The 17402-nt window shown below is 43.0% G+C and carries 20 protein-coding genes, 1 tRNA gene and 1 pseudogene; 14 read left to right on the plus strand and 8 right to left on the minus strand.

What is annotated here, in order from left to right; all coding sequences use genetic code 11:
* The first annotated feature begins 134 nt into the window (after nucleotides 1-134).
* From GFS24_RS19600 to GFS24_RS19620, 5 genes and pseudogenes are all read left to right on the plus strand, one after another.
* Nucleotides 135-947 (plus strand): alpha/beta fold hydrolase, encoded by an 813-nt coding sequence (locus tag GFS24_RS19600; RefSeq protein WP_253906536.1) that lies wholly within the window; start codon nucleotides 135-137, stop codon nucleotides 945-947.
* 180 nt (nucleotides 948-1127) lie between these two features.
* Nucleotides 1128-1795, plus strand: a pseudogene (locus tag GFS24_RS29490) (hypothetical protein).
* 253 nt (nucleotides 1796-2048) lie between these two features.
* On the plus strand, nucleotides 2049-2366 hold the full coding sequence (locus GFS24_RS19610; RefSeq protein ID WP_153662345.1) for a helix-turn-helix transcriptional regulator: 318 nt from the start codon (nucleotides 2049-2051) through the stop codon (nucleotides 2364-2366).
* On the plus strand, nucleotides 2366-2869 hold the full coding sequence (locus tag GFS24_RS19615; protein ID WP_153662347.1) for an SRPBCC domain-containing protein: 504 nt from the start codon (nucleotides 2366-2368) through the stop codon (nucleotides 2867-2869). The genes GFS24_RS19610 and GFS24_RS19615 overlap by 1 nt, the downstream gene beginning before the upstream one ends.
* 31 nt (nucleotides 2870-2900) lie before the next feature.
* Entirely contained in the window at nucleotides 2901-3326 is a 426-nt protein-coding gene (locus tag GFS24_RS19620) for a VOC family protein (RefSeq protein ID WP_153662349.1), read from the plus strand.
* Between the two features lie 53 nt (nucleotides 3327-3379).
* Here GFS24_RS19620 and GFS24_RS19625 read toward each other — a convergent pair.
* Together GFS24_RS19625 and GFS24_RS19630 are read right to left on the minus strand one after the other, a co-directional pair.
* Nucleotides 3380-3453: transfer RNA gene (locus GFS24_RS19625), tRNA-Asp, on the minus strand.
* Between the two features lie 82 nt (nucleotides 3454-3535).
* Complete coding sequence (locus tag GFS24_RS19630; protein ID WP_153662351.1) at nucleotides 3536-3841, minus strand: DUF1330 domain-containing protein; 306 nt, start codon at nucleotides 3839-3841, stop codon at nucleotides 3536-3538.
* A gap of 88 nt (nucleotides 3842-3929) precedes the next feature.
* Here GFS24_RS19630 and GFS24_RS19635 point away from each other — a divergent pair, with 88 nt between their 5' ends.
* The 4 genes from GFS24_RS19635 to GFS24_RS19650 are packed head-to-tail and all read left to right on the plus strand — an operon-like array spanning nucleotide 3930 to nucleotide 8185.
* Nucleotides 3930-4436 carry a hypothetical protein gene (locus GFS24_RS19635; RefSeq protein ID WP_153662353.1) on the plus strand — a complete coding sequence of 169 codons (507 nt, stop codon included), beginning with the start codon at nucleotides 3930-3932 and terminating at the stop codon, nucleotides 4434-4436.
* Nucleotides 4436-4939 (plus strand): trans-aconitate 2-methyltransferase, encoded by a 504-nt coding sequence (locus GFS24_RS19640; RefSeq protein WP_153662355.1) that lies wholly within the window; start codon nucleotides 4436-4438, stop codon nucleotides 4937-4939. Before GFS24_RS19635 ends, GFS24_RS19640 begins: the two co-directional genes overlap by 1 nt.
* A complete protein-coding gene (locus GFS24_RS19645; RefSeq protein WP_153662357.1) occupies nucleotides 4927-5928 on the plus strand; it encodes a hypothetical protein in 1002 nt (333 codons plus the stop codon). Before GFS24_RS19640 ends, GFS24_RS19645 begins: the two co-directional genes overlap by 13 nt.
* Nucleotides 5894-8185 (plus strand): hypothetical protein, encoded by a 2292-nt coding sequence (locus GFS24_RS19650; RefSeq protein ID WP_153662358.1) that lies wholly within the window; start codon nucleotides 5894-5896, stop codon nucleotides 8183-8185. Before GFS24_RS19645 ends, GFS24_RS19650 begins: the two co-directional genes overlap by 35 nt.
* Here the strand turns inward: GFS24_RS19650 and GFS24_RS19655 are convergent.
* Nucleotides 8182-8427, minus strand: a complete 246-nt coding sequence (locus tag GFS24_RS19655) for a hypothetical protein (protein ID WP_153662360.1) — start codon at nucleotides 8425-8427, stop codon at nucleotides 8182-8184. The genes GFS24_RS19650 and GFS24_RS19655 overlap by 4 nt on opposite strands.
* Nucleotides 8428-8555: 128 nt before the next feature.
* Between GFS24_RS19655 and GFS24_RS19660 the strand changes: the two genes are divergently transcribed.
* Entirely contained in the window at nucleotides 8556-9788 is a 1233-nt protein-coding gene (locus GFS24_RS19660; RefSeq protein ID WP_153662362.1) for a PepSY domain-containing protein, read from the plus strand.
* 106 nt (nucleotides 9789-9894) lie between these two features.
* Entirely contained in the window at nucleotides 9895-10374 is a 480-nt protein-coding gene (locus GFS24_RS19665; RefSeq protein WP_153662364.1) for a hypothetical protein, read from the plus strand.
* 196 nt (nucleotides 10375-10570) lie between these two features.
* Here GFS24_RS19665 and GFS24_RS19670 read toward each other — a convergent pair whose 3' ends face one another.
* Nucleotides 10571-11746, minus strand: a complete 1176-nt coding sequence (locus GFS24_RS19670; protein ID WP_153662366.1) for a glycoside hydrolase family 88 protein — start codon at nucleotides 11744-11746, stop codon at nucleotides 10571-10573.
* A 116-nt stretch (nucleotides 11747-11862) separates the two neighbouring features.
* Between GFS24_RS19670 and GFS24_RS19675 the strand changes: the two genes are divergently transcribed.
* Nucleotides 11863-12327, plus strand: coding sequence for a thermonuclease family protein (locus GFS24_RS19675; RefSeq protein ID WP_153662368.1), 465 nt, complete (start codon nucleotides 11863-11865; stop codon nucleotides 12325-12327).
* A 3-nt stretch (nucleotides 12328-12330) separates the two neighbouring features.
* On the opposite strand, the gene GFS24_RS19680 is transcribed toward GFS24_RS19675, so the two are convergent.
* Nucleotides 12331-13290 (minus strand): hypothetical protein, encoded by a 960-nt coding sequence (locus GFS24_RS19680; protein WP_153662370.1) that lies wholly within the window; start codon nucleotides 13288-13290, stop codon nucleotides 12331-12333.
* A 57-nt stretch (nucleotides 13291-13347) separates the two neighbouring features.
* On the opposite strand from GFS24_RS19680, the gene GFS24_RS19685 reads away from it, so the two are divergent.
* A complete protein-coding gene (locus tag GFS24_RS19685; protein ID WP_153662372.1) occupies nucleotides 13348-13821 on the plus strand; it encodes an acyl-CoA thioesterase in 474 nt (157 codons plus the stop codon).
* A 69-nt stretch (nucleotides 13822-13890) separates the two neighbouring features.
* Here the strand turns inward: GFS24_RS19685 and GFS24_RS19690 are convergent, their stop codons facing one another.
* Together GFS24_RS19690 and GFS24_RS19695 are read right to left on the minus strand one after the other, a co-directional pair.
* Nucleotides 13891-14526 carry a redoxin domain-containing protein gene (locus GFS24_RS19690; RefSeq protein WP_153662374.1) on the minus strand — a complete coding sequence of 212 codons (636 nt, stop codon included), beginning with the start codon at nucleotides 14524-14526 and terminating at the stop codon, nucleotides 13891-13893.
* A gap of 164 nt (nucleotides 14527-14690) precedes the next feature.
* Nucleotides 14691-15263 carry a YceI family protein gene (locus GFS24_RS19695; RefSeq protein ID WP_153662376.1) on the minus strand — a complete coding sequence of 191 codons (573 nt, stop codon included), beginning with the start codon at nucleotides 15261-15263 and terminating at the stop codon, nucleotides 14691-14693.
* A gap of 126 nt (nucleotides 15264-15389) precedes the next feature.
* On the opposite strand from GFS24_RS19695, the gene GFS24_RS19700 reads away from it, so the two are divergent.
* The gene (locus GFS24_RS19700) at nucleotides 15390-15779 is read left to right on the plus strand and encodes a helix-turn-helix domain-containing protein (RefSeq protein ID WP_153662378.1); all 390 of its coding nucleotides are present in this window, start codon (nucleotides 15390-15392) and stop codon (nucleotides 15777-15779) included.
* A 433-nt stretch (nucleotides 15780-16212) separates the two neighbouring features.
* Here GFS24_RS19700 and GFS24_RS19705 read toward each other — a convergent pair whose 3' ends face one another.
* Complete coding sequence (locus GFS24_RS19705) at nucleotides 16213-16803, minus strand: hypothetical protein (protein WP_153662380.1); 591 nt, start codon at nucleotides 16801-16803, stop codon at nucleotides 16213-16215.
* Between the last annotated feature and the right edge of the window lie 599 nt (nucleotides 16804-17402).

Here is a 17402-nt window from a genome sequence, read left to right on the forward strand (position 1 = left end):
GAATTTACCCCTTAAATTGTCGTTGTTACACCAAGTCTAATCCTGAAATGAATTCCATCTTTGTATCGTCAATAAATAATGGCGATATGAAAAATTTATTCAAAGCACGTTCAATAATACTAATTGCAATCATTATGGTTACGGCATCTCAATCCAACGGACAAAACAAACCTTCTGCCAGTGGTTACGCACCTGTTAATGGTACTGAAGTTTATTATGAAGTATATGGCGATGGTATGCCTATAGTTTTACTGCATGGCGCTTATATGACCATTGATAAGAATTGGGGCCAGTTTATACCTGAACTGTCAAAAACGAGGAAAGTAATTGCTATTGAATTGCAGGGACATGGGCATACACCGTTTTCAGAAAGAAAATTATCACGTACTACTTTAGCAAGTGATGTGGAAGGAGTGATGGATTACCTGAAGATTGACAGTGCAGATGTAGCAGGATATAGTTTTGGCGGCTCTGTGGCTTACCAGTTTGCGATACAAAGCCCTAAACGGTTGAGAAAATTAGTGATCATTTCTGCTGCTTATAAAAGTAGTGGCTGGATGCCCGAAGTAAACAATGCGTTTAAAAACCTGAAACCTGAACTTTTTGCGAACTCTCCTATGCAAGCCGCATACGATGCAGTAGCGCCTGACAAAACAAAATGGACAAAGTTCGTGGAACAGATGATCGTCTCAGCCGGGGAGCCATACGACCTGGGTGATGCCAATATTGCTAAGATCACTTCTCCCGTATTACTGATCGCTGGCGATAATGACGGCCTTGATAAAATTGAGTTGGTAAAAACGTTTCAACTGCTTGGAGGTGCTGTGGTTGCTGATTTTGGGGCAATATCCAAATCACAATTAGCCATTATCCCTTCACAAGGACATGTTAGCCTGATGTCGCAGACTACAACGATCCTGACTTACCTGGATAGTTTTTTAAAGTGACCTAATGAACAGAAAATGAGAAAGTTACGGCTACCGGGTCTCAAAAAACGGGGAAGTCTTACGATTTCCCCATATCAACAAGGCTTGACACTTCCATATTCTAACTGATAATCAACATATTACAAGTGAATCAGACCCTCTAAATCAGGTTTTGTACTAATTTTACTATTTTTACAACAAATGGAGTATAATGATACCAGAAGCAAACTTGAGAATATCATTAGAGGAGTTATCATTGAGGGGTCAACAGATAATTGCACAGCAATCAGAAATCTCCTATGCCGAAGCTTTAGCACAAGTACAACGGTTAAAACAGATTTCGAAAGTAAATCAGTCATCAAAGAAGAACAGGTCGAATTCCTAAAAACGTATGCCCTGGAAAACAACCTGTGGGTAAATCAAGCCCCTGATCCCCAAAAATTTCTCGCCAGAGGAGGTGAAGCAAGCGTATACTTTGATCATGACAGTAAAAGTGTTATTAAGTTAAATGATGGCGTATATTATGCTACCTGGCTGGAGTTTTTAATAGCATTGTAATACACAATCTCCTTTTCCCTAATACAGCCTATACATTTCTTGGATTTATTGAGATAGAAGGTTCTTTTCAGGCAGTTCTGCAACAACCTTTTATTACTTCTGACAATGCCATTGATTTATCAGATGTAACGAAATTGCTCGCCTATAATGGTTTTGAAAACCGGAAAAGAAATGGTGTGCCGACTAATAACTACTACAATAAGGAATTGGGCATCATTCTGGAAGATATTCACGATGAGAACGTGATTGTAAATTCAAATACGCTCTTTTTTATTGATACAGTATTCTATACTGCTTTTCAGGATAATTGATTCCCCCACCACGGACCTCCTACCATTCCAACGGCATCTCCCCAAACGAAAAAAGCTAAAACAAACCCCTGATCCTACTACTAACTTTCATAAACACCATAAATTCAACTACTTAGTATGGAAAATAAAGGGTGGCCAGTTTTGATGAAATACCCACATTATACCTCGACAAAAAAAATATAAAATATATTTGCGCAACTCAAAAGTTGCATATATATTTGCAACCTAAGGGTTGCACAATTAATAATCAAGAATGAAACAAGATATATTCCAGGCCATATCAGACCCAACACGCAGGGCTATTTTAACGTTAATCGCTATCCAGGCATTAACACCAAATGCAATGGCGGAAAAATTTGACATGACCCGCCAGGCGGTATCAAAACATATTAAAGTATTGCACGAATGCGAATTGATTAAACCTGTGCATAGCGGCAGGGAGATCTATTATCACTTTAACGCGAAAAAAATGCAGGAGTTTGACCATTGGTTAGCCCAATTCAGGCAAAACTGGGAAACTCAATTTAACCAACTTGACCAATTATTAACAACAATTAAAGAACAGAAATAATGAACAACGATCTGCTATTTGATTTTAATGTTGACAAAAACGCGAAAACGGTTTATATAACCAGGGAGTTTAATGCCGGACTTTCTTTAGTATGGGATGCTTTTACCAAAGCGGAACTACTGGACCAATGGGGTGCACCTGCACCTATGCGCGCCAAAACTAAGTATATGGATTTCAAAGTAGGAGGGCAAAGGTTTTATGCTATGATAAGCCCCGACGGACAAGAGCGTTGGGCAATTCAGAAATATACATCCATTACTCCGAAAACGAATTTTAAAATGTATAATTCTTTTGCAGACAAAGACGAAAATCCCGAATTGCCGGGTTCTGAATGGGATTACATTTTTAGCGAACAAGACGGAAAGACAAAAGTCAGTATTACTATTTATAATGAATCCCTTGCCCGCATGGAGAAGATGATTGAAATGGGCTTCACAGAAGGATTTAAGATGTTAATGAGCAATTTGGAAAATCTGTTGACAGCCTTATCGCTGAAATTATAAGAAGGAAAATTAAAAACTAAAAAATAAAGTTATGAGAACAATTACCCCCTGGATCAACTTCAATGGAAATGCTGAAGAAGCATTCACTTTTTACAGATCAGTTTTTGGCGGAGAATTCACCAAGGTCATTCGTTTCGGGGACCTGGCAAGTGCTGAATTTCCGGTAGCAGAAAAGGAAGCAAGTAAAATAATGACCATTGCCTTGCCTATAGGAAAACACAATGTGTTAATGGCCAATGATGTTCCGGAATTTATGGGGCGGGTAAACGAAAACGAAAACCGGTCTAAAATAGTTGTTAGTGCCGAAAGTAAGGAAGAGGCCGATCAAATATTTAACGGACTATCGGCAGGCGGAGACATTGAAGGGTCTATTGGTGACAGTCCCTGGGGCACCTACGCAGGGATGTTTAGGGATAAATACGGTATTGAATGGATTGTGGAATTTGACCCAAATTGATTATCAAAAAAAAAGCGGATAAAATTGATTCAGAATCAATTTTATCCGCTTTGCGGACCGGACGGGACTCGAACCCGCGACCTCCGCCGTGACAGGGCGGCATTCTAACCAACTGAACTACCGATCCAAACCCACATCAAAACCCGAAGGCTCTTCCGTTTTGGGATTGCAAAGATAAGCACAAATAAATCATACCTACAAATATTTTTTTACCCCACACGCGAACCCAGGGAAGCCACTAAAACCATCGTACACCTGCTCGTATTTTCCGTCCTGAATTTCTTAATCGCCACATATTCCGGATCATCATACATCCCCAATGCCGCTTCCTTAGAAGGAAACTTCACAATGGCATTCATCATCCTCCCCTCCCCTTCCACAACGATCCCCGCCGTATCAGATGCCAATACCTCAGCCCCATATTTCTTAAATAAAGGAACCAACGCAGGTCCGTATTGAGAAAACCCTTCCCAATTGTCGATGTCATAACTGATCATATAATATACTGCTTCCATAAAATCAAAATTAGCCCATACACCGGCCCGGTAATTGCGATATCCTGCTTTTTATTAAGTAAATTTAAGAGAGCCAAAACCACCATATATGAGATACCTCCTGCTGCTTGCATTATTCTTCAGCTGTAACACTGCTGCCACCAACAATCAGGAAGACAGCAGTATCGTGGACGGCGCCAAAGAACTCTTACCGGTTCAACCAGCCCCTCAGCCTGTAGTAAATCCCCAAACCCATGAGATCCATGCACAGGACACCGTTTTTGAAGACGGCTCCATCCCCTCCACCTGGGCCAATGCCGGGTTCGACGATCCCGCCGGCTTCAAAGAATTCCTCCTTTCTTTTAAGGATTGGGTAAAGAAAGACCAGGTAGATAGTATTACAGCGTATATTCGCTTCCCATTAAAAAACTACAAAACGCCGGAGGCCTTTAAAAAAGCCTACTCCAAAGTTTTTGATGAAAGCCTGAAAAAAGTGGTGGAAACCCAGCGGCTGGACAGGATTTTCCGTAACTATCAGGGTGCCATGATCGGAAGCGGGCAGATATGGTTCAACACCAGCCCCGAAGGATATAAAATAATAGCGATCAATAAATAATGGAACTATCAACAGCCATAGAGCTCATAAGATCAGATGAATTTGATAAAAGCAGTATTGCCGTGTGGGCGGATCTTGGCTGTGGCAGCGGGCTCTTTACCAATGCCCTGCTCAATTATCTCCATCCCAAAAGTACCGTGTACGCCATAGATCAATACCCTGTAAAGATCAACCACCCCTCCATTGTCTTACAAAAAATGGATTTTATAACGGCAGACTGGGAATTGCCACCACTGGATGGGATCTTAATGGCCAATTCGCTACACTTTGTAGAAGATAAACGTTCCTTCCTCCGAAAAGTAAAAGCAGCCCTGAAACCCAACGGCACACTCTTACTCGTGGAATACGATACGGACACTCCCAACCACTGGGTTCCCTTCCCCGCCAGTTTCTCTTCCCTTAAAAGATTATTGCTCGAATCCGGTTTTAAAAATGTGCATCGCCTGCAGGAGCAACCATCTATTTACGGCAAAGCCAACCTCTATGCTGCATGGATAAACTGAAATACTTAGCCTTGATGTTATTATGCATGGCCTGCTCCACCAGCCCACGCGAAATAACACCTGCCTTCTATTTCTGGAAGCAACGTTACCAGGGAGAAACCACCCCGCTGGCCAAAAAGTTATACGTAAAAATGTTCGACGTAACCTGGGACGCCACAAAACATACAGCCCATCCCGTTGCCATCCTCGATCAGCGTGCCCCCTTTCCTGATAGCATGGAAATTGTGCCCGTCGTATTCCTCATGAATGAGATCTGGCAAGAGAAAAAGGAAGACACTCTGCTCATGGCCCAACGCGTATGCTCCCTGCTGGAACAATTATGCAAAAACACCAAAGTAAAAGAAGTACAACTGGATTGCGACTGGACACGGAACAGCAAAGCAGCCTATTTCGGTTTCTTAAGGAACGTCCGCCAACAGGCCTTTATGGCCAATAAACAATTGTCTGTCACCATCCGCATGCACCAGGTAAAATATACCCGCACCAATGGTATCCCGCCGGCAGACAAAGGTTTGCTGATGTGTTATAACATGGGAGATCTCCGTAAATTCGGAGATCATAATTCCATTCTCAATATGGAAGAATTGAAAGCCTACACGGAAGATGATCAGATCCGCCATTATCCATTATCTTTGGACCTGGCATTGCCCCTGTTCGAATGGAGTGTGTTGTTCCGTAATAAACTATATGCAGGGCTGCTCCGGAATATCGGAAGCACCCAACTGGAAAACACAACACTCTTTGAACCCCAGGGAAAACAACTATACACCAGCCTGCAGGATACTACCCTCAACGGTTATATGATCCGCAGGGGAGATGTGATCCGCTTCGAGACGTGCAGCCCCGATCTGTTGAAAAAAGCAGCCCGTTATTTGTCCCGGCAAAGGCAAGCCTACAATCCTACTGTGATCTTTTATCATCTTGATTCTCTTATCCTGCGAAAGTATAACCACCATGAACTGGAAACGATTTACAATATTTTTGAGTAGCCTGCTGTTTTGTTTCTTTGCAGACGTTTTCTCCTGCGGCCCGGAACCAGACCCTTACGATTATTACCCGAATTTCTACAATCCCAACATCGGCGCCAAACAAGGATTTGAACCTTTCTATTATACCGGCCTCACCAGCTACTATGGCATGGAAGAGTCGGAACAAACAATAAACCTTAAAGAATGGAGTGCTTTCTTTAAAGAGAAAGTAAAAGAGAACGACCTGAATGAATTCATTTATGGTTACACCCGTCCGGACCTCGCAGCCCTTTATGCATTTATTGATAAAGGCACACCTCATAAGTTGACAAACAACTTCATAAAAAATGAACTCACCCGCTATTTCATAGAGAGTAAAGACCTGGAAACACTAGGTTATCTCATGTATGCCAAACAATGCGAAGCCTATACCCATAGCGAAGATGTATGGACAGCCCCCATTCCCGATTCCGTAACCATGATGCGCCTTTCCCGTAACGGCGTTCAATTATATAAAGCCTGTAAAGATCAGCGCATCAAAGAACGTTTTGCCTTCCAGGCCATACGCATGGCGCATTACAGCAAAACATTCAAACAGGCGATCAATCTCTATGATTCAATAGCAGCACCTGTTGCATCATCTTCACTCATCCATTATAAAGCCCTGGCATTAAAAGCCGGCGCATTATTACGCACAGGGCAGCCTGCAAAAAGTGTCTACTTCTTCTCCCGGATCTTCGAAAACGCGCCCTCACAAAGAACCCTGGCCTATCTGAATACAGGATGGGCAGCAGCTGATCCCCAACAAGTAATGAAGTTGTGCGCCAATAATAGCGAAAAAGCCACAGTAGCTGCGATGTACGCCTTCAGAGCCGTAGATTATAATCCCGAAGGTTTAAAAGAAGTCTACCAGCTGGATCCAACATCCCCCATGCTGGACGTATTACTCGCCCGGGAGATCAATAAAATGGAAGATGGTTTCCTATATTCCGTCTTAGATGATCAGGCTAATTTCTTAGCCATGGTATCAAAACCGGAACAAACCCAGGTACTAAACCTCCAGCAACTTTTAGACAATTTCGCCACAGGCGGAAAAGTAAAAGAGCCTGCCCTATGGCACACCTCCTCTGCTTATATATCTTTCATGTTGAAAGATTATGCCGGTGCGAATAAAAGGCTCGCCACTGCCAAATCCAATAACAACCGCACTGCCGTACAGGATCAGTGGGAAATTGTACGCCTGCTGGTAACCGTAAATGAACAACCGAAAATTGATAAAGACTTCGAAGCCAAACTGCTGGAATCTTTCAAATGGCTGGATACCCGTATCGATACTTCTAAAAAAGACAACAAGTCCATCAATGAGATGTTCTTTGCCAGGATGTACCGCAACCTGCTGGATTACATGATCGCCCCACGGTATGCCAAACAAAATGATCCTGTAAAGAAAGCCCTGATCTTCATGAAAAGAGACCAGGTAGAACAGTATTCCTTCCGTTACGACATCGCCACCGGAAGGGGTTTCATCACAGACAGCCTGCAAACGGCACAACTGCACACACTATACGACGGAAAACAACAAAAGCGCAAAACACCTTACGAACAATACCTCTACGATAACCTGAAACTAAGCGATAACGAACTGGGACAGATCATCGCCCTCAACTACGTAAGGCAACATGATTTCAACAATGCCGTTACCTGGTTCAAACGCAGCGGCAGCAGCAGTTATTCCAAAAATGTATTCATAGATCAGCTGCAGGACTTCGGATACGAAGATGCAGACTCCGCAAAACAAGGCGGCATCAGTCAACTGGATTATGCGATTAAAATGGCAGATCTTGAAAAGAAGATGAAAGGAAAGAACGTAGACCCTAATGTTTACTACCAATACGCCACTGGTTTATTCAGCATTTCCTACTACGGTCACGCCTACCAGTTTTCTGTAGATTATCGCCCAAGTACCTGGTGGTATGCACCTGAGCATGAAAACACCCCTTTCCTGAAACAATATTTCGGTTGCTACGATGCGGAAGAATATTATAAGAAAGCCGCGGAAGCTTCTACGGACAAGGAGTTCAAAGCTAAAGCCCTGTTTATGGCAGCCCGTTGTGCCCAAAAGCATATTAACGCTAAAGATGATGACTGGTACATGCAAGCCACCCACCAGAACGCCTATTTCCCTTTACTGGTAAAGGATTACAGCAATACGGAATTCTATAAAGAGATCATGGGCCAATGCGGTTATCTGAGGGATTTTGTAAAAGCTAAGCGCTAGTAAACGTTATCATCTTCATCCAACTCCTCCAGGTTGAGGATGGCATCTGCAATCTTAACAAGCAGCTGAGGGTCAATCTTCCCCTTATAAGCCTGTGGCCGGAGATCATATTGCCTGTCCAGCGCAAACGTAATATCCTCACCCCTCACATGTGCAATAAACACAGCGATGTTGTTGTTGCGCAGTTCTGAGCGTACTTCAAACTCTTCTTTATCAACCGTTACTTTAAAGGAGGTCATCATACCCGTAATTTACATTTTTAGGGCTGGATTCGAAAAGATTCCCTTTTGCGTAAATATTTTTCCCGATTTCGAAGACCATTTTTCCCTGTCTGCTGCAATTTTGCACAAAAAACCACCCGGGATCCATCATGCAGCAAAGCACGCAAAAGAAAAAGGGTAAATCCACCTGGCGCCGCATCAACAACTGGCTACATCTCTGGCTGGGCCTGTCATCCGGACTCATCGTATTCATCGTAAGCGTAACAGGCTGCCTGTATGCTTTCAAAGATGAGCTGTCCGATCTCACCCAACCCTACAAGTTTGTAACAGCGGAAGCCAAACCTTACCTCACGCCTTCCCAACTGAAAGCCATTGCAGGAAAAGAAGCCTTTGGTGCTGGCAGGGACACTGGTATCAACAAGATCACCGGCGTTTCCTATGGCAGCCCTAAAACAGCTGCGATAGCCTCTTTCGTGGATAAGAAAGATGGCTTCACCATGATCTACATCAACCCTTACAACGGCACCATACTAAAGAAGAAAGCCCTCAAGCATGATTTCTTTCGCTTTGTACTGGAAGGTCATTTCCAACTATGGATGCCCCGAAACATCGGCCAGCCCATTGTTGCCACAGGTGTATTGATCTTCGTGGTACTCCTCATCACCGGCCTCATCATGTGGTGGCCGAAGAAATGGAGCAAAGCCAACCGCAACAAAAGCTTTAAGATAAAAACCGACGCCGGCCCCAAAAGGATCAATTACGATCTGCACAATGTGCTGGGTTTCTATGCCATGGTCTTTGCTTTGGTGATTGCCATGACAGGGCTCGTTTATGGTTTCCAGTGGTTTTCAAAGTCTTATTACTATACGCTCACGGGAGGAAAAAGCCTCCCGAAATTTCAAAAGGGCGTTTCAGATACCTTATTGGCAAAGTCAGCAGTACTGGTATCTCCGGAAGATAAAGCATGGGCAAACCTGCAAAAAGAATACCCGGAGCAAACAGGAACTATCCAGATCCAGTTTGCGTATTTACCAACAGATGCCATCGGTGCAGTATACAACCCGGGGGAAGGAACTTTCTACAAAAGGCAGTTCCGGTATTTCGACAAGTATTCTTTAGCAGAAATAAAAGGCGGGGGCATTTATGCTAAAACATTCGCCAACGCTTCTACCGGAGAAAAAATTTACCGGATGAACTATGACATACATGTGGGTGCCGTTTTGGGCCTCACCGGCAAGTTCATTGCTTTCTTTGCCAGCCTAATTTGCGCCAGTTTACCCATCACTGGTTTTTACATCTGGTGGGGGAAACGAAAAAAGAAGTCCGCCAAACGAATAAAACCAGCCACCCGGAGGTTACCCCGGGTAGCCGCCTCACTTTAAACAACAGAAGGTGTCTTGCAAGAGGTACCTTCCAATACCCTAGATTCGCTTGACATAGGCTAAAGATTCGATGAGAAATGCAAGATAATAGTCTTATCTTAGTATTATGGCACTAACAAACGATAACGTCATCCTCCGGAAGGCCACAGGTACCTTCGCAAAGCAGATCGTCTTCCGTCAGCGGTTCGGTAAAACGGTCATGTGCAACCGCCCCTGCAAATACCCTCCCAAAACCCCCACCCAGATAGCGAACCAGGAACGCTTCAAAAGAGCCAACGACTTCGCCAAAGCGGCTGTCAAAGACCCGGAAAAGAAGGCTTACTATCAATCCATAAAGAAACCCGGCCAAACCGCCTTCAACGCAGCTTTTCAGGATGCCTACCACAAACCGGAAGTAGAAGTAATTGTAGAAGAGAAAGTGGTCATCAAAACCACAGGCAAACACCGGATAATAAAAGTGCAGGTAGGCACAGGACATGCCGTACTGAATAACAAACAATGGGAACATCCCCTCATAGAAAAACCTTTCACCGTAAAAGTCTATGATATAGCAGGAAACATCTGCACCATAGAGATACAGGTGTAGTTTTTTTAGAAGAGTAGAATCACACACCAAAAAAAAGCGCCTTCTCAAAAAAGAAGAAAAGAATCATGCGCCCTAAAAAATGCTCCCCTAAAAAATAAAAAAACCTCCGCCCTTTGCTGCGCGGCAAACACCCAGCCCCCTACAACAAAAAAAAGACCGCCCAAAAAGGCGGCCTCCAATATCTTACAAAACCAAGCTACAAATACCATTTCTTATACCGCATCAACCCCTCCAAAAAATAATAATCCGCATAGGTAAGAGGCACATCCACTTCAGAATTAGCAAGAAAAGACCCCACACTATTCTTCAAAATAAACCCTCCATTCTCCCCCAACTTAGCCCTATACACATCAGAAGACAAAGCCCGCAACATCACAACCGCCGCACCCACATACTTATCTTTATCAGTTTTACCAACATACTGCCCAAGCTCCAACAAAGCAGACGCCGCAATAGCCCCAGCAGAAGCATCCCTGGAAGTAGGTATCTTCGGCGCATTATAATCCCAATAAGGGATCTTATCCGCCGGCAGATTAGGATGATTGAGAATAAACGCAGCAATCCCCTGCGCCTGAGAAAGGTATTTAGCATCCTTCGTAAAACGATACATCATCGTGTACCCATAAAGCCCCCAAGCCTGCCCACGACTCCAGGCCGAAGTATCATGCGCGCCCTGCCCATTCACCTTCTTAATGATCGAGCCGGTAGACAGATCATAATCCACAATATGAAAGGTACTATGATCCGGACGATAATGATTCTTCAAAGTAGTATTCGCATGTATGATCGCAATCTCCCGGAACTTTTTATCACCACCTTTTTCAGTAGCCCAGAGTAACTGCTCCAGGTTCATCATGTTATCAATGATCACCGGGCAGTTGAGGTTTTTGCTTTTATTCCATGACTGAATAGAATGAATAGCAGGCCTGTAACGCGTGATCTGGTAAACCGCCGCTGTATCGATCACGTCTTTATATTTCTTATCTCCTGTGATCCGGTAAGCATTCCCGAAACTGCTAAAGATCATAAACCCGATATCATGATCTCCCGTATGTCGTTTTTCCTTTTCCAGTATAGCCAATCTGCGTTCCGCCTCTGCACGTACATTAGCATCTTTCGTATATTCATACAGGTACCAGAGTGTACCCGGATAAAAACCACTGCACCACCAATAGGTATCAGAAGTAATGGACCGCCCCTTTTGAAAAGAACGCGGCATCCTGTTGGCCGGGGTACTATCCTGCAATACTTTATACTGCTTAACGGCAAATTGCATGTTCTCATCTATCAGCTTGGCCATCTCCTTTTTAGAAGGCTGCTGCGCCATTGAAAATAAAGGCAGGAGGAATAATAAAATTAATGTGGACCTCATGGGAGAGTGTATTTAATTGACTGTGAACGTGGTAAGGCTGCAAACGTTTGCATCATAGAGGATAAAAATACCAAACGGATTGAATTTACCAAGGATTTTTTTCTATACTTGCGCCCATGCGAGTTTTCCTGATCACCCTGATCCTTTTTATATCCGCCACAACAACCGCTCAAACCTACACCGGAAAAGTAACCGCCGTAAAGGATGGGGACACGATTGAAATGCTTGTAAACGGAAAACCAATACGGATAAGGTTCTTCGGAGTAGATGCTCCGGAAAAAGGACAACCATTTGGTGAAAAAGCCAAACAATTCACGTCAGGCCTATGTTTCGGCAAAGTGGTAAAAGCCGTACAAAAGAGTAAAGATCAATACCGCCGCGTAGTAGCAGAAGTATTCCTTCCGGATAATACCTCCCTCAATTACCGTCTCTTACTAGCAGGTTTCGCCTGGCACTATAAGAACTTCTCCAAAAGCGAAGTATGGGCGGCTGCAGAATTGAAAGCGAAGAAAGAAAAGGCGGGGTTATGGAATGATAAACATCCTATTGCCCCATGGGATTGGCGTAAGAAGAAGAGATAAATCCTACCAGATCCTGTTCTTATCCTCTAATGCCCGCAGGCGCTCTTCATCCCATGTAAAGATCACAAATATCAATAACAGGAAACCACTACTTAAAAGTGTACCGAAGATCGTCCATTTCAGCTCCCGCTCATATCTTTTTTCAAATGGAGAAAACTTCGCCTCGAGTATCAGCAGTTCATTCTTCCTATCCTCCCTGATGATCGTTTTCCTGTATTCACGCCGCAAAGTATTATTACCCATTCTCTCCATGTAAGTAACGCCGGAAAACCCCTTATCAATAAAGTTGGCGATACTCTCATCAATAAATTCCCTTTCTATTGCTTCCGTATTCGCTTTCTTTTTGATCTTAAACTGCGTCTCTGTACACAGCCATACCAGCGGCATCTTATCATCTTTAAATAACTGATTAAAGGCAATCATTGTATCTCCCACAAAATACCAATTCTGAAATACCGCTTTATCGATCAGCGGCATAGCAAAATACACATGATGCACATATGTTTTCCCTTTATTGGATGTGGTAGTAGCGGATCTGATGTATGCATACTTTTTCAATTCCGCAAACTGTGGCACCGAATAATATTTTGCATAACCTTTCTTCACTATATCAGACGGAGCATTCAAATGCGCGAATTCACCCGTAATTTTAACCAGCAAATGCTGTAACAGAATAACAGGAATGGCCATCGCCGCAACAGACAGCATATTCAAAGTAAACTGCGGACGCGTTCTTTCCGCTTTTACTGTCAGCAGCCGAAGCCTTGGCCGCAACCAGATCAGGACTACCACAATAGCCAGCACAATCGGCCCAAGGATGAGAACAACGCCCTCGGGTATTTTATCAGAAGGTTTGAGCAGGTATAACCGCCAGTCTAAAAAAGAGTAAACCACCATGCATGCCAGCAACAGCAAGAGGTAAGGAATAAATATCAGGCGGATCTTTTTATACAGATTTTCCATAGGTATAAACAATACAACAATATACTCCCTTTCCCGGAAATGTATTAATATAGCAGCATGAAAACACCGCAACATACTGTAACACTCCGCTTCTTAGCAGAACCCTCTGATGTGAATTTTGGTGGAAAAGTACATGGTGGAGCCGTGATGAAGTGGATTGACCAGGCCGGTTTTACCTGTGCTGCCAATTGGAGTGGCCAGTATTGTGTAACCGTTTATGTGGGAGGTATCCGTTTTTATAAACCCATCTCTATCGGGGACTTAGTAGAGATCTCTGCCTCAATTATTTATACCGGCAATACCAGTATGCATATCTCCATTCATGTGTACGCCGGAAATCCAAGGCAGGCGGAAAAAGTAAAAACCACCCACTGTATCATGGTATTTGCGGCCATCGATGATCAGGGAAAAACAATACCGATCCCCAAATGGGTGCCACAAACAGAACACGAATTAAGTATGGAGAAGTATGCCCATCGGCTGATGGACCTTCGTAAAGATATTGAAGACGAAATGAAGCAATTCCTTTAGGCGATCATCTTAAACAAAAGCCATAAAGCAATAATCTCTTAGGCGAATCACTTTCAAATAAAGCAAACTCTACGCAATAGCACGGCTCAAAGCCACTGCCTGCCCAGCCCTGTACACTTCAGAAAGTAACTCCCGCTCATTGATCTTCTTCTCAAAATAATGATCAATATAGGTATACGTCAGTCTTTGCGATTGCCCGATCACATATACAGCCGGCAATGGCGCATTGACTTCAATACCAGAAATACGATCCCAAAGCGGATCCGTTTCAGCATAAATGCCTGCACCCTGCGCAATCTTATGATTACGGTCGAGGGCTAAAGGGAAAGTATAATTATGTTTAGCAAGCTCCGCTTCCAACTCCTTCCTGTCATCCGCAGAAACCACCAGCAGCTGACCACCCATTACCTGGATGTCCGCATGTAATGCTTCCAGTTGTTCGAGGTAATTAACACCATAATCATTCCAGTGAATGGAATAAAATGCCAGTACCAGCGGTTGGTTGAGCAACTCGCTGCCTACTATATAATTACTCTCCTGTTGCAGGAAAGAAAAAGGTACTACAAAATCATCTTTATGCAGATGGAACAAGGGGAAAGTGCTGCCGGCAACGATCGGTTTGATCTTCGTTTTGTCAAGCGGCTTAGTATTCCTGATCTCGTAATTCTGGGGCAAAAAGTCCGCATATCGGTTTGTAGTACGCATATGTTTTCTTTAATGTTGTTGGTATAATGATCTTAAAAACGGGTAATATTCTGATGTAAAGATAGGGATATTTTTCTATTATCCTACCAATCCTGTAGACTTTATATAAATAAACAAAAAAACCCGCTCTGGGAGCGGGTTTTTCTATTCAAAAAAGTTTAAAATTATTGCTTGTTGAACTCGCCATCAGCAGTAATGGTCACGTCTTCGCTCAGGGCAGCAGCCGGGAACTTGGAACCGAATTTAAAGTCGCTGCGTTTGATGGAACCCGTTACACGGAAACCAGCTACAGGTTTTTTAGTCATTGGGCTATCGCCGGTACCACGATACCAGAGGTCCAAAGTTACTGACTTAGTTACACCAGCCAGGGTCAGGTCGCCTGTTACTTTATATTTACCCTCGCTTACCTTGGTCAGGGAAGTGCTTTTGAAAGTCAAAGTAGGGTTAGCGGCTACGTTAAAGAAATCCGGACTTCTCAAATGATCATCACGTTGGCCAACACCTGTATTGATAGAAGTAGCCTGTGCGGTCAGTTCAAATTTAGCGTCGCTGAAATCAGGTTTATCAGATGTGATAGTAGCGTCAAAATCAGTAAAATTACCAGAAACGGTAGAAAGTCCCATGTGCTGCACATCAAACTTCAGTTGTGCGTGGTATTTGTCCACTTTCCAGGAGGTTTGAGCAAAACTGGTTGCCGATGCTGCCAGCAGGAAGATAAAGAGGGTAATCTTTTTCATAAATCTATTTGGTTTTTATTTTTAACAGGTTTGCAAACTTATGTACATTTGCTTACAATTAGTAAGCGGTTACCCAAAGGTAAGTAGTTACATCGAGGTAAGTCATACTTCTTATAAAGATATGCTATGTTACAATTACAAACTATTTCAGCTGAATGGGAAGCTTGCACTGCCCTCAGTGCCGTACAGGATGCATTATACGTTTTAAATGGCAAATGGAAACTGCCTATTATCGTTGCGCTCAGTTCTGGTAATAAACGTTTTAATGAATTGCAGAAAACGGTAAAAGGTATTGCTGCAAAAGTATTATCCCATGAATTGAAAGAACTGGAGCTGAATGGTTTTGTAATACGCCATGTATATACTTCCACTCCTGTAACCATAGAATATGAGCTAACCGAATACAGTAACTCCTTAGGCCAGGTCGTAGATGCTTTAAGAATATGGGGCACCATGCACCGGGAAAAGATCCGCAGCCAACTGAGGCAGCCAAAGGCAGTTCCAGAAACCACTTAACACACCAGCAAGAGCAAAAAGGAGGTGTCGTTTTTTTACTATAATAAAAAACATTCCCTGCGCGGAAAGAGGTGTCGTTTTTTACTATAATAAAAAACATTCCCTGCGCGGAAAGAGGTGTCGTTTTTTACTATAATAAAAACCATTCTCTGCACTGAAGGAGGTCTCGTTTTTTTACTATAATAAAAACCATTCCCTGCACTGAAGGAGGTCTCGTTTTTTTACTATAATAAAAACCATTCCCTGCACTGAAGGAGGTGTCGTTTTTTACTATAATAAAAACCATTCCCTGCACTGAAGGAGGTGTCGTTTTTTACTATAATAAAAACCATTCCCTGCGCGGAAAGAGGTTTTTTAAAACTATAATAAAACCATCCCTCAAAAAAAATAAAAAAATTCCGCCCTTTGCTGCGCGGCAAACTTCCAGCCCCTCCTATTTCTTCAACCCCGTCCCCAAAAACCTACTCAGCCCTCTGGCCGCATCCCCATACGCCTCCGCAATCCTCAATGCAGGATCTTCATCATACTTCCCTTTAGCCGCCGCATTCTCCACCTTGATCTTCACCAATGCCTTTTTCGGATTATCCTTCTCCACGATCCAAACTTCCGCATCCAGTTTCGCCGCTTTATTTATAACCCCATTACTATAACCCGGCTCCAGCAACATCGGTTTAAAGATCAGCTGATAACGCGTATCAGGAAAATCCCCCACTTTAATATCTGACGCCTTTAAAAACTGCTCGATGAATTTCGGCTCATAATGTTTGCCTTTATCATTCCTCCATTTCTCCTCCCAGGCATACGCACTACCCGGCGCCCTTTTCTCTGCCTCTGCCCTTTTCAGCCGGATATAATTTGCCTCCCGGCCTGCATCACCCACAGAAAGCTTCGTGTAATCAAATACAATATGGAAGGAATCCACCCCCTTCAACCCTTCAATTTTTCCGGAAGCCAGCTTCACATCCTGCGCTTTCCCAAAGGAAGCCAATAGTAATAAGAGGAAAGAAAAAATGCTGCATTTCATAGTTTAGTATATTAATTTTTAAATGTACGTAAAAAAAAGGCCCCCGCAAATGCGGAGGCTGTCTTAACAGATTGTTTAAGTATAGCTGCTTTTCGGATACTAAATTTAAAGCGTTCAAAGCCAGGGCTCTCAGCCCTGGCCTTTTTTATCTGTAGATAATAGTAGTGCTCAGCGGTAGTGTTCCGCCATCAAATCAATAAAGAGTAGCATTCGTTCAATTAGATACTTACTTTGGTTGGGATCACACATAACTATCCCCTTCAACAAAATGTTGTTGTTAAAATCTAATGCGCGCAAATTTGAAAGGGAAAGTTGTTGTCAACTAACCATAGCTCAGGCTGTTAATGTTTAAATTTTCGGGAACTGCGTGTATCATACAAAAACAATAAAAATGACTACAATAACAATAAAAAGTAAATGCTTAGGTATACAAAAAATGATTTGGTCGATTAATCTTTCTTCTCTTCGACTTATGTTGCTTATCACACACAAGATAGGGTCTACATTAGCTAAACGATCTTTCAATTATTCAAATGTGAAAGTGTCATGACAATAAATTATGCTGTTATCATCAAATATTAGCCCTAACTGAATAGATA

It is taken from the genome of Chitinophaga sp. SYP-B3965, assembly GCF_009647655.1.
Lineage (GTDB): Bacteria > Bacteroidota > Bacteroidia > Chitinophagales > Chitinophagaceae > Chitinophaga.